Origin of the sequence: Bacteroides sp. 2_2_4, from assembly GCF_000157055.1 — a bacterium.
Taxonomy (GTDB): Bacteria; Bacteroidota; Bacteroidia; order Bacteroidales; family Bacteroidaceae; genus Bacteroides; species Bacteroides ovatus.
Map to the genome: position 1 here is coordinate 592554 of NZ_EQ973357.1, position 12953 is coordinate 605506.

14 protein-coding genes are annotated in these 12953 nt (G+C 39.2%); 13 read left to right on the plus strand and 1 reads right to left on the minus strand.

Going from position 1 to position 12953, the window contains the following annotated elements; genetic code table 11:
- Positions 1 to 109: 109 nt before the first annotated feature.
- Genes BSCG_RS19395 through folK form a run of 5 tightly spaced genes read left to right on the plus strand, consistent with a single transcriptional unit; the run spans position 110 to position 3492 of the window.
- Positions 110 to 352: a DUF3098 domain-containing protein gene (locus BSCG_RS19395; protein WP_004298881.1), complete on the plus strand. Its 243-nt coding sequence runs from the start codon at positions 110 to 112 to the stop codon at positions 350 to 352.
- A 2-nt stretch (positions 353 to 354) separates the two neighbouring features.
- Positions 355 to 1209 carry an undecaprenyl-diphosphate phosphatase gene (locus BSCG_RS19390; protein WP_008775400.1) on the plus strand — a complete coding sequence of 285 codons (855 nt, stop codon included), beginning with the start codon at positions 355 to 357 and terminating at the stop codon, positions 1207 to 1209.
- Positions 1209 to 1931 carry a tRNA pseudouridine(55) synthase TruB gene (gene truB, locus BSCG_RS19385; RefSeq protein WP_004307793.1) on the plus strand — a complete coding sequence of 241 codons (723 nt, stop codon included), beginning with the start codon at positions 1209 to 1211 and terminating at the stop codon, positions 1929 to 1931. Before BSCG_RS19390 ends, truB begins: the two co-directional genes overlap by 1 nt.
- A 17-nt stretch (positions 1932 to 1948) precedes the next feature.
- Entirely contained in the window at positions 1949 to 3007 is a 1059-nt protein-coding gene (gene queA / locus BSCG_RS19380; protein WP_004298889.1) for a tRNA preQ1(34) S-adenosylmethionine ribosyltransferase-isomerase QueA, read from the plus strand.
- Positions 3007 to 3492: a 2-amino-4-hydroxy-6-hydroxymethyldihydropteridine diphosphokinase gene (gene folK, locus BSCG_RS19375; protein WP_004307794.1), complete on the plus strand. Its 486-nt coding sequence runs from the start codon at positions 3007 to 3009 to the stop codon at positions 3490 to 3492. Before queA ends, folK begins: the two co-directional genes overlap by 1 nt.
- Here the strand turns inward: folK and BSCG_RS19370 are convergent.
- Positions 3467 to 3655: a hypothetical protein gene (locus BSCG_RS19370; protein WP_004302899.1), complete on the minus strand. Its 189-nt coding sequence runs from the start codon at positions 3653 to 3655 to the stop codon at positions 3467 to 3469. The two genes, folK and BSCG_RS19370, sit on opposite strands and share 26 nt — an antisense overlap.
- 230 nt (positions 3656 to 3885) lie before the next feature.
- Here BSCG_RS19370 and metK point away from each other — a divergent pair, with 230 nt between their 5' ends.
- The 8 genes from metK to BSCG_RS19335 all read left to right on the plus strand — a co-directional run.
- Positions 3886 to 5178 carry a methionine adenosyltransferase gene (gene metK, locus BSCG_RS19365; RefSeq protein ID WP_004307795.1) on the plus strand — a complete coding sequence of 431 codons (1293 nt, stop codon included), beginning with the start codon at positions 3886 to 3888 and terminating at the stop codon, positions 5176 to 5178.
- Between the two features lie 179 nt (positions 5179 to 5357).
- Positions 5358 to 7022 carry a tetratricopeptide repeat protein gene (locus BSCG_RS19360; RefSeq protein ID WP_032849398.1) on the plus strand — a complete coding sequence of 555 codons (1665 nt, stop codon included), beginning with the start codon at positions 5358 to 5360 and terminating at the stop codon, positions 7020 to 7022.
- A gap of 126 nt (positions 7023 to 7148) precedes the next feature.
- Positions 7149 to 7520, plus strand: a complete 372-nt coding sequence (locus BSCG_RS19355) for a DUF3244 domain-containing protein (protein WP_004313687.1) — start codon at positions 7149 to 7151, stop codon at positions 7518 to 7520.
- Between the two features lie 946 nt (positions 7521 to 8466).
- Positions 8467 to 8946, plus strand: coding sequence for a hypothetical protein (locus BSCG_RS30430; RefSeq protein WP_229097239.1), 480 nt, complete (start codon positions 8467 to 8469; stop codon positions 8944 to 8946).
- A gap of 19 nt (positions 8947 to 8965) precedes the next feature.
- Positions 8966 to 9379, plus strand: coding sequence for a hypothetical protein (locus BSCG_RS30435; RefSeq protein WP_229077580.1), 414 nt, complete (start codon positions 8966 to 8968; stop codon positions 9377 to 9379).
- A gap of 73 nt (positions 9380 to 9452) precedes the next feature.
- Complete coding sequence (locus BSCG_RS19345; protein WP_008775403.1) at positions 9453 to 10445, plus strand: thioredoxin domain-containing protein; 993 nt, start codon at positions 9453 to 9455, stop codon at positions 10443 to 10445.
- A gap of 157 nt (positions 10446 to 10602) precedes the next feature.
- Positions 10603 to 11469, plus strand: coding sequence for a DUF4249 domain-containing protein (locus tag BSCG_RS19340; protein ID WP_229077581.1), 867 nt, complete (start codon positions 10603 to 10605; stop codon positions 11467 to 11469).
- Positions 11469 to 12953, plus strand: a 1485-nt coding sequence (locus BSCG_RS19335) for a TonB-dependent receptor (RefSeq protein WP_032849399.1), incomplete at its 3' end; no start/stop codon positions are given. The genes BSCG_RS19340 and BSCG_RS19335, both read left to right, overlap by 1 nt.

A 12953-nucleotide genomic window follows, 5' to 3' on the forward strand; every position in this document is an offset into this window, starting at 1 on the left:
TGGCGAATGGCTGACGGCAAACCTGTGTTTGCGTGTGATTAGCATCCGTAACAACCGACTGATAGATTAAGGGAATGATTGAAATTAGTAATTTGTAATTAAATAAACTATGTCTGACAAGCAGAAATTTGCCTTTGATAAAGTGAACTTTATCTTGCTCGCGATAGGGATGGCGATTGTTATTATCGGCTTTCTATTGATGACGGGACCTACATCGTCCGAAACCTCTTTTGAACCCGATATTTTCAGTGTACGCAGAATCAAGGTAGCGCCAGTCGTTTGCCTGTTTGGCTTCTTGTCTATGATTTACGCTGTATTACGCAAGCCTAAAACACAAAAAACAGAAGAATAAAGATGGGGGATTTAACGACATTTGAGACGATTATTATTGCTATTGTAGAAGGATTGACAGAGTTTCTTCCGGTTTCTTCTACGGGACACATGATTATTACGCAAAACATTTTAGGAGTAGAAAGTACTGAATTTGTAAAAGCGTTTACTGTTATTATCCAGTTTGGCGCGATTCTTTCAGTGGTTTGTCTTTATTGGAAACGTTTTTTCCGGTTGAACCATACACCGGCTCCTGCGGGTGCTTCCGCTTTGAAGTGTTTTCTGCATAAATTCGATTTTTACTGGAAACTGCTGGTAGCTTTTATTCCTGCCGCCATTTTGGGATTCCTGTTCGGCGATAAGATAGACGAGATGCTGGAGAGTGTAGTAATAGTGGCAGTGATGTTGGTGATCGGCGGTATATTCATGTTGTTCTGCGATAAGATCTTTTCGAAAGGAAGCGAAGATACAATGCTGACAGAAAGAAAGGCATTCAATATCGGTTTGTTTCAGTGCATTGCCATGATACCGGGAGTATCCCGTTCGATGGCTACCATCGTTGGAGGTATGGCCCAGAAGCTGACTCGCAAAGATGCTGCCGAGTTTTCATTCTTCCTTGCCGTGCCAACCATGTTTGCGGCAACCGGTTACAAGGTGTTGAAACTATTCTTAGATGGTGGTACGGAGATTCTTCTCAACAATATGCCGGCACTTATTATAGGTAATGTAGTAGCTTTTATTGTCGCTTTGCTGGCTATCAAGTTCTTTATTAGCTTCGTTACGAAATATGGCTTTAAGGCATTTGGCTGGTACAGAATTATTGTTGGCGGAACCATTTTGGTAATGCTGTTGCTTGGATACAACTTAGAAATTGGCTGATGAATTTTAAAAAAGGAGAAGTACTGTTTTTCAATAAACCTCTTGGCTGGACTTCATTTAAGGTAGTAGGGCACGCCCGCTATCATATTTGCCGTCGGATTGGAGTGAAAAAACTAAAAGTCGGTCATGCCGGAACGTTGGATCCTCTTGCAACGGGGGTGATGATTGTATGCACAGGCAAGGCAACCAAACGAATAGAAGAGTTTCAATATCATACGAAGGAGTACGTCGCAACGTTGCGTTTGGGTGCTACTACTCCGTCATACGATTTGGAACATGAAATAGATGCCACCTACCCTACCGAACATATCACGAGGGAACTGGTGGAAGAAGTACTGACGCACTTTATCGGTGCCATCGATCAGGTACCTCCTGCCTTCTCTGCCTGTATGGTAGACGGTAAGCGTGCTTACGAACTGGCCCGGAAAGGAGAGGAAGTCGAACTAAAAGCAAAACAGCTTGTTATCGACGAGATTGAATTGCTGGAATGTCGACTGGATGATCCGGAACCGATGATTCAAATCCGTGTCGTATGCAGCAAAGGAACCTATATCCGTGCCCTGGCCCGCGACATCGGCGAAGCACTCCATAGCGGAGCTCACCTGACAGGATTGATCCGCACCCGTGTAGGTGATGTCCGGTTGGAAGACTGCCTGAACCCCGAACACTTTAAAGAGTGGATCGACGGACAGGAGATAGAAAATGAGGAAGAGAATAATTAACGTAATAAGGAATAGATATGAAATTATCACAATTCAAATTTAAGTTACCCGAGGATAAGATCGCTCTACATCCTATGAAATATAGAGATGAGTCGCGTTTGATGGTATTGCATCGTAATACAGGTAAGATTGAGCACAAGATGTTCAAAGATGTGTTGGACTACTTTGATGATAAAGATGTGTTTATATTCAATGATACGAAAGTGTTTCCTGCCCGCTTGTATGGTAACAAGGAGAAGACAGGTGCTCGTATCGAGGTATTCTTGTTGCGTGAGTTGAATGAAGAACTTCGTTTGTGGGACGTATTGGTTGATCCGGCACGTAAGATACGTATCGGTAACAAGCTATATTTCGGTCCGGACGATTCAATGGTGGCTGAAGTGATTGATAATACCACTTCTCGCGGACGTACGCTCCGTTTCCTTTACGACGGACCTCATGACGAGTTCAAAAAGGCACTGTATTCTCTGGGTGAAACTCCACTCCCCCACTCCATTATCAACCGTCCCGTAGAACCGGAAGATGCTGAACGCTTCCAGTCTATTTTTGCAAAGAACGAAGGTGCGGTGACTGCTCCGACTGCTAGCTTACACTTCAGCCGTGAGTTGATGAAACGTCTGGAAATCAAAGGTGTAGACTTCGCATATATCACTTTGCACGCTGGTCTGGGTAACTTCCGCGACATCGACGTAGAGGACTTGACGAAGCATAAGATGGATTCGGAACAGATGTTTGTAAACGAAATGGCGGTGAAAACCGTGAATCGTGCCAAAGATAACGGTAGAAATGTATGTGCGGTAGGTACGACAGTGATGCGTGCTATTGAAAGCGCAGTCAGCACTGACGGACATCTCAAGGAATTTGAAGGATGGACGAACAAGTTTATCTTCCCTCCGTATGAATTTACCGTAGCCAATTCAATGATTTCCAATTTCCACATGCCGCTTTCTACCTTACTGATGATTGTAGCTGCTTTTGGTGGTTATGACCAGGTGATGGATGCTTATCATGTAGCATTGAAAGAAGGTTACCGTTTCGGCACGTATGGAGATGCAATGCTGATTTTGGACAAATAATGGCAAAAGTTTATCTGGGACTCGGCACTAATCTTGGGGATAAAGAACAAAATCTTCGGGATGCCGTGCAAAAAATAGAAGAGCAGGTAGGGAAAATAGTTTCCCTGTCTGCTTTTTACGTTACTGCTCCTTGGGGATTTTCTTCCGATAACAGTTTCCTGAATGCGGCGGTTTGTGTAGATACCGAATTGGCTCCCATAGACGTTTTACAGAGAACGCAGGCGATTGAACAGGAATTGGGACGTACGAAGAAATCCGTCAACGGCATATATAGCGACCGCCTGATTGATATTGATCTGTTGCTTTATGGTGATTTGATACTTTCCACCACTTCTCCTTCAGGAGCAAAGTTGATCCTCCCCCATCCGTTGATGGCAGAACGTGACTTCGTCATGAAACCACTGGCGGAAATTGCTCCCGGATTAGTGCATCCGGTACTTGGAAAAACGATGAAGGAGCTTACTTCTTCTTTTTCTCCGCAATAAATACCGGTAAATAGGCAATGCATCCTATCAATACTGCATACAGCAAATGAATCTCCTGAAACGGCTTATCGATGAAATGGCAGACAATGGCATAGATGGCAATCGTGAAGCCTATATAAAGAGCCAGCACCAAAAGCGTTTTTAATTTCTTATTTAGAATCATTATAAATCTATTTATGTGTTAAATACGTGGCAAAGATACTCATTATCTCCGAAATCTCTTTATCTTTGCAACCGAAATGAAAGTGTGGACAGATTTGAGTAGCTTGCAACCACGGAAAAAAATGCTAAAACACGTCTGATTGACGCCTTTCGGTTTATCCTTTGCAGCACTCGCCTCTCCTACTCTCTCTCATTTTTTAATTTTCAATTTTTAATTCTTAATTTAAAAAGATGGGATACTTATTTACATCCGAATCGGTGTCAGAAGGACACCCCGACAAGGTGGCCGATCAAATATCGGATGCCGTGCTTGACAAACTGTTGGCTTACGACCCCAGTTCGAAAGTAGCTTGCGAAACACTAGTGACTACCGGACAAGTGGTGCTAGCGGGTGAAGTGAAAACAAAAGCGTACGTTGACCTCCAGCTCATTGCGCGCGAAGTGATTAAGAAAATCGGTTATACCAAAGGAGAGTACATGTTCGAAAGTAACTCTTGTGGCGTACTTTCCGCTATTCATGAGCAAAGTCCCGATATCAACCGTGGTGTAGAGCGTCAGGACCCGATGGAACAGGGTGCAGGCGACCAGGGTATGATGTTTGGCTACGCTACCAATGAAACGGAAAACTATATGCCGCTTTCTCTTGATCTGGCACACCGCATTCTGCAAGTGCTGGCGGACATTCGTCGTGAAGGAAAGGTGATGACTTACCTCCGCCCCGATGCCAAAAGCCAGGTTACTATCGAATATGATGACAACGGAGCTCCTGTTCGCATCGATACAATCGTTGTTTCTACGCAACATGATGACTTTATCCAACCGGAAGATGATTCTCAAGCTGCCCAGCTGAAAGCTGACGAAGAAATGCTGTCTATCATCCGCCGTGATGTGATTGAAATTCTGATGCCTCGTGTCATTGCTTCTATCCATCACGATAAAGTGTTGGCACTGTTTAATGATAAAATCATTTATCATGTGAATCCTACGGGCAAGTTCGTAATTGGTGGTCCTCACGGAGATACCGGTTTGACAGGTCGTAAGATTATCGTTGATACTTATGGTGGTAAAGGTGCTCACGGTGGTGGTGCTTTCTCCGGAAAAGATCCTAGCAAGGTAGACCGTAGTGCAGCTTATGCAGCACGCCATATCGCAAAGAATATGGTTGCGGCAGGTGTAGCAGATGAAATGCTTGTACAGGTGAGCTATGCTATCGGTGTGGCTCGTCCGATCAATATTTTTGTAGATACTTATGGCCGTTCCCACGTTAACATGACGGATGGTGAGATTGCCCGCGTTATCGATCAGTTGTTCGATCTTCGCCCGAAAGCAATCGAAGAACGTCTGAAACTTCGTAATCCTATTTATCAGGAAACAGCCGCTTATGGTCACATGGGACGTGAACCGCAAGTGATAACGAAGAAGTTTTCTTCTCGTTACGAAGGAGATAAAACAGTGGAAGTGGAACTCTTTACATGGGAGAAACTCGACTACGTAGATAAAATTAAAGCTGCTTTTGGTCTGTAAAACAGTCTGAAAGCGAGCTTAGCTCATTCGATAAGAGCCACAATCTCAACTCCTTCTAGTAGGATATGAGGTTGTGGCTCTTGATTTTAAATAAGTTATATTTAAATAAATATCTTTTGGATATTAAACTTCTTTTGCCGAATTTGCTACTTTTGACCTGTAAATAAACGGACTGCCTAATGAAAACAAGATGTTGTTATCCTAAACGCTATTTATTGTTGTTCTTTAGTTTACTTGTCAGCGTAGGTAGCATTCTGATGTCTGTCTCTCTATCTTCCTGCTCTTCTTCGGTGAAGAGTCCATTGCTACTATCTGCTGACTCATTGATGGAAATATATCCTGATAGTGCATTATCCATTTTGGAATCAATTTCCTCCCCACAGAAATTACCACGTGCTGACAGAGCACTTTATGCGCTATTGCTTACGCAAGCAAGGCATAAAAATTATATTGCTTTAGGAGATGACTCGCTGATAAAAACGGCTGTTGAATACTATGGTGATAAGAAGAAAAGTGTACGTGCTGCAAAAGCTCATTATTATTGGGGAGCTACTTATGGTGAGAAGGGGTATACTTCATTTGCTGTAGACGAGTATCTGACGGCAATTCGGTTGATGCCTGTTAGGGATGAATTCTTAGCAATGATTTATGATAATCTTGCGGACTGTTATGAAAAAGATGAATTAGATAATGTAGCAATGGAAGCTTATCGCGCTGCTTATCAGATATTAAAAGGAAAAAGTGGACAAATATATCCAATGCGAGGTATTGCGCGTATGTTTTTGTTGCAAAATAGGAAGGATAGCGCATTGTTTTATTATCAGCAAGCGCTTGATTGTGCATTGGCGGATAAAGACTCTAGCTTGATAGGGGCTCTTTATCATGATTTTGCTATGGTTTATAATGAAAAAAAAGATTATATTCTGGCAAATCAATATGTATCGAAGGCAATTATGATACAAGAGGAGGGTGCTGTTAATGCTTGTTTGTCAAAAGCCCAAATTATGTTGAACTTGAATCAGCTTGATTCTGCCAGCTATTTTTATAATAAGAATATGAGCCAACTTGATATTTATGGAAAAGCCGTTTGTTATGATGGAATGTATCAAATAGCAAAGAAAAAAGGGGAGTGGAAAGTTGCAACAGAGAATATGGATATATACAAAGTTCTTTATGATTCAATTCAGATAATGACCGATAATGAGGAACTTAATCGGCTTATGGATAAACATCAATTAGAAGAGCATAAAAGGTTATTGTCAGAACATGCTAAAACGTTGGTTTTTACTTTAGTTGCTGTATTTTTCTTTTTGATGATTATATGTGTCTTTTGTTTTATGTGGAATGATAGAAAAAGAAAGAAGTATTATATAGCTTTGCAACATGAATTAACTCAAAAGAGAGTCGATACTATGCTGTTGAAAGACGAAGAGGTTTCAGAATCTAATAAAGAGCATATAGATAAGAAAAGGTCAGAGTTGACAGAACAACAAATCCAATTGTGTGTATCGGTACTGAAAACTACCGATTGCTACGATCAATTAGAGACATTGGAAAAGGCAACTCCTAAACAGTTGTTGGCGATGCGTAGTTTGAGGAAGGATATACGTTCTACTATTTCTAATGCATTTGTTGATGTGATGGTAAATTTGAAAGAGCGCTACCCAACATTGACTGGTGATGATGTCTTTTATTGTGTCCTTTCATTGCTTTATTGTTCAAAAACTGTCATGATGGAGTTGATGGATGCAACTTCAGATGCTCTTAAAACACGTAAAAATCGCATAAAGAATAAAGTCGATGCTCAACTTTTCGAACGTGTATTTGGAGCTGATAATCAGTGATATGTAATGCTTAATCTCTGCTTATCTTTTTTTTAAATAGGGTCTTGTTACCATTGTTACCACGTAAAAATCGTTTCTTTTGCTGCATCTGTGTATTTTTGGAGCTAAATTTTAAACCCATTTATTATGAAAGCTAAATTTTTACCTCTTTTATTGTTGGCTATTTTACTTCAAGTAAGTATGTTCTCTTTTGCGAATGAAATGACATCTGCGCGTCGAATCAGACTAAAAAATAAAACTGAGGTACAACATCGGTCTATCCCTGTTACTCCTGATGCTTGTATTGAAAACTCATTGTTGTCTATTGACCTTCTTTCTACTGTTCCTACTGTAACTGTAATTATAAAGAATGCAGAAACAGATGAAGTTGTTTATACATCTACTGATTTAAATGTAGATAAGGTTTATATTGATCTTACAGGTGAGGAGAAAGGTAAATATACTTTGGAGATACAACTTCCAAAGGAGGCTTTTACTGGAGATTTTGAATTAGAATAAATCTTTGAAATATATATTATTTGCAACTAACATAATGATGATATACCTAAATCATTAACTGATGAAGCCCCGCTGTTGAAATATATGGCGCATTGCTGAAATGACGATTTAGATGACCGAAAGGGGAAAGAATCGGTTAACTTTTATTCGTGGGCTTAATAAGCCTTGTGAAAGGCCCATTAAGGTATATTGAAACGTAAAATTAAAATCACTTTTTTTAATTGTGTGCTGAAATACTACTGGTAGGGTGTTCGAACGATTTTATAGTTCGGATAATAAAGTTCATTCAGCAACAATGTGATACACCTGTTAGTAGATGAGAAATCTGTGATAGATGTATTCTCTGTGAGAAAAGCTCTTGGACTTCTTATTTTAGAAGTCCAAGATTTTTTTTAGAGAGAGTATGATGGAAGAAATGGCTGACGAAGAAAAAGTGTCTTTTGAACTATTCAAATATATTATTTGGATTATTTGTGAGGTAATTTCTGTGTGTTATCTCTTGTTACTTATTTTGTGTGATACTGTTACTTCTGTTACCAAGTAAAATTCGTTCCTTTCCTTATACCTGCATACCTTTGGCATAAATCTTTAACACACAGGCATTATGGAAACGAAACTTCTATTCTTTTTATTGTCAGGTATTTTATTCCAATCAAATATAGGTATATATATGATGGAGCAAACCGAGAAATGTCAGGTTACTTTGAAGATTGCTATTCAAATGCACTCGCATTCTATTTCTATTTTTCCTAATAACTTCTGGAGGAGTTCGTAGATGTTGCTTAGTTGGCATTTACATTAACTGTTATTATGACTATTCCAAAAATGTAGAATGGGATGAATAATTAATTTATCCTGTTAGATGGATATTGTCATTATGTATTTGGGTAAAAATACTTTTCTGAGTTTTCTCTCTTAAATAAAAACAAATCTAAATTTAACCAAGATGAAAGAAAAATTATTGATTTTGGGAGCAATGGTGGCTTTGTGCTGCTCTTGTGCGGGGAATTCTGTATTATTAGATACGGAATCCGAATTGAACGGCTTGAACAATGAGTATGAGCTAGGTACGTTGGAAGTGAGTGATAATGGTCTAAAATGCGAAACTTTGGGTGATGAAGATTCTATTCAGGTTTTGAAGGACAATTATATCGCGGAAATTATGGGACGTATGGAAGTTGCTAAAGAGAAGGTAATGCGTACGACTTATGGTGCAACATCGCCTAGGGTCGGAGTTTTCAGGGTTGGTTCTTGTGGTAATTACAAGTATTTATCAATAAAAATTGATTGTGAAAACGGAAATAGTAAAACTAGCGTAAGTGGTAATGTTGGAGATACGTATGTTGATGGTGGAGATAATATGCGTCTCGAATTTTGTATGGTGGATGCGGGATTTCGTTATCCGGGGGGGAGTCTTTTTGTTTGAGGATGTACCTTTAGAGACCATGACATTGGTCCGTTATCATGATACGGAAGATGGTGGTCATAATGGCGTGTGGTCTGATGATCCTAATTATTATGATGTAATGCATATTTCTGGAATGTCTAAATTAGATTCTAATGCTACATTGGCATGGAATATAAATAGGAATATGACTAAATGGGGCGATATTCCAGTGGGACCTGCAGGTATTAATTATGGGGTCATTGCTCCTGCTGAAATGGCTTCAGGTAATTTGTATTTTGATGATGAAGATCATAATAATAAGAATTGGGCACAAGTTTGGTTAGGACCCCAAAACCAATATGAACCGCATGGTACATATTATGGAGTCCAGCTGGGTCGAAATACAAGATATCACGTATGCCTTAATACGGATAAAACCAATTTCACAAAATTGGTGCGATCAGCTATCTAATTATTAATTTGTTTATAATCAATTCTTATTGGTAAAACTTACCAATAAGAATTGATTTAATTAGCACATAGACATGAAAATATTGTATTTCTTTCTCTTCTCTTTTCTTTTTATTGCTTGCAATACTCCTGTTATAAATAAGAATGATGTTGTTGCAGAAGTGAATGGAGAACAGATTCTTCTTTCAGAATTGGCGTCTCAAAGTAAACAAGAGATTTTTGATATATTGAATACAGCGTATGAAATCAAAAGTCGGGTACTTGCAGGTCTGATCAAACAGAAACTGTTAGAAGATGCAGCCAAAAAAGAAAACATGTCTTTGGAAGAGTTTATCGATTGGTTTGTTCAGCAGAAAATATGTGTAGGGCAGGATAGTTTGAAAAAACGATATGGATTTAATACACAAAGCTTTTATGTAAAAGGTGAATTAATCCCGTTAGTGAAAGGTTCTTTGGAGGAGAAACTATCTTATCAACAGAAACTTCGGAGTCGGATTGTTCAGGCATTGGTTGATTCTTTATATCAAAAGGCGGATATTAAAAGATTTGTATATCCTCCAAAACAGCCGGAATGTGTTGTGAGGGATTTGTGTGTATATTATAGGGGGAATTTAGACTCTCCTGTTTCTTTTATTGTTGCCTCTGATTATAATTGTGAGCGCTGTGTACAATTTGAAAAGACATTGTCCAAGCTCTATGATAATTATAAAGAGCGGGTTAAATTTGGTTTTGTGCATTTTGCAGATGCTCCTTCGTTAGCAGCTTTGGCATGTGAGGCTGCTGGTGAGCAAAAACAATTCTGGACTTTTCATGATACTATATTTAACTATTCAGGAGTAGCAGATTCCGCTTTTATATATAACTTAGCAAAGTCTAAAAGATTGAATATGACAGAATTTGATGCCTACTTACATTCTTCTGACAAATATAAGGAGATGGATAAGGTCATCAATCAGTTAGTAGAAAGGGGGCTGATGGCTACTCCTACCATCATAATTAATGATCGTTTGGTGTACGTCACAAACAGCTATGAAGAATTGTCCAGACTATTGGAGTATGAACTATAACACAAAAGATAAAAGATGAGACTTTACTTTAATCTGAATAAGATAACTTATCTGTTTCTAATGCAGGCTTTATATCTTTGTATTGCTTGTGAGGAGCCGTTTGATGTAGGTATGCCGATCCCGGAAGATGCCATAGTATTTGATGGAGTGATAACCGATGACCCCCCCACCCTATTATTTTGTATTAAGTAAACCGTCAACTAAACTGAAATACCCTGAAAATCGTAGTTTTGATAGGATTAATGATGCAGAAATTGTTATTGTTGATTTGACAACAGGTATAAGAGATACATTACAGAATGCCAAATTGACTGGTTATCAGGATTTTCGATTTTATGATCACTATAGAGATAAAGATGTTACTGTTTATATGAAATGGCTTCCTGGTGAAACGCCTGGTGGACTTTATGTTACTAATAAGATTTATGGAGTTGAAAATCATACCTACGAACTTCATATCAAATACAAAGGAAAGGAATATACAGCATGTGAGCGGATGGTGCCTAAAACTCCAATAGACAAAATAGTAATGAAACGTATTGATACTGGAGAAGGTGAACCTAATGAAACTCCATGTATCAGTTTTTATAATCCTCCTGAAGAACATAACTATTATTTGCTTAAAACAGATTTTTGTTCTTCAAAAGTGCTTCGTGTCGCATCTGTTTATAATCTATATTATGGAACAACGAATAGTGCCGGTTGGCCATATTCTATTTTGGATGATGAATATTTGGCGGAAAATGTGATAGACTATGTTGTGAGCGAGGGAGAGCAGTTTGTACTCCCTAATCGTCCGGGGTTTAGCTATCCTGTAAGTGATTCCATTTGGATAAAAATGCAGTCCATATCTGAAAATTGCTATCAGGTGTTTGATCAAATGATTAAGCAAATACGTTCGGATGGTGGAACTTTCTCTCCGCGTCCGACCTCTGTAAAAAGTAACATTGATAATGGTGCTTATGGAATATTCCGTGTCAGTGCTATCTCTGAAATCTATTTTTATAAGAAACATAGGATTTGATGGAAAAATACCTGTTATTATTTATATTATCCTGCTGTGGAAATTTCACCATATGTAATGCTCAGACGATTACTGTCAGAGGTCGTGTGACCGACAGAAAAACCGGAGAAGTGCTCTCGGATGCTAACATTGGAGACCTGATGTCGAGAACAGGAGTAGCTGCCAATACGTATGGGCTATATTCCATTCGTATTAAAGGTGGACGTTGTGTCTTAAGATGTTCGATGCTGGGCTATGTAACCCAAATGGATACGTTGACTCTGACTGCAAATTCGGTTCATAATTTTGCTTTGATGCCCGATAACTATCAACTAAGTGATGTAGAGGTAATGGGAAATCAGAAAGCAGGAGGACAGTTGACATTGAACCAGAAAGATATTCAGGCACTTCCCACTTTAGGAAGTGAACCTGATGTATTGAAGTCATTACAATATCTTCCGGGAGTCATTAGTGGCAATGAAGGTTCCAATAATATATCTGTTCGAGGGAGTAATCAATGGGGTAACTTGATATTGCTGGATGAGGCAATGGTTTATAACCCGAATCATGCATTGTCTTTCTTTTCTGTGTTCAATAACGACGCTATACAGCAAGTGAGTCTTTATAAATCTTATTTTCCATTGAAGTATGGTGGAAGAACTTCGTCTGTTATTGATGTCAAAATGCGCGAAGGAAACAATCAGGAGAAACACCGGAGTGCTACAATTGGAGTTATCGCTTCTAAAATCCAGTTGGAAGGTCCGATAAAGAAAGGGAAAACATCTTACCTGATAGCAGGTAGATTTGCTTATCCAGGAGCTGTACTTAACGTACTGAAACAGTTTCGTGGTACTAAAATGAGCTTTTATGATGTAAACGCCAAAATTAATTCTACATTAAATGACCGGAACCGGATTTTCTTTTCAGTATATAATGGCGGCGATCATACTTTTTTTAATCAGCTGGTACGCGGTTATGGCATGAACTGGGGAAATACTACCGCTACTTTTCGATGGAACCGCGTCTGGACAGATCAATTGTCGGGAAACTTCAGTGCTATTTTTAGTAATTATTATTATCGCTATAAATCAATAACGGATGGAATGAAGTTCTTGTGGAAATCGAATATCCAATCTTATCAATTGAAGTATGATGCGGATTATGCTGTTAATAATGCGTTACATATCAGGAGCGGACTCTCTGCGCATGTGTTTACCACAATGCCCGGAAGTATTAGCAGTTGGGGGGATTTTAGTAATGTTGTTCCCTACCGGATGGACAGGCGGTCTTTATTGGATATGGCAGCCTATGGAGAAGCGACTTATAAAATTTCATCGGCATGGCAGTTGAATGGGGGAATCCGTTTACCTGTTTTTTACACTCCTAAAGTTGGAGAACTCAAACAAAAGTGTTACATAATACCTGAACCGAGAGCCGAGTTGTTCTACTTCCCCGGAACCGGAAACCGTTTGCACGCGGCTTTCACGCAGTCTTCACAAAACCTA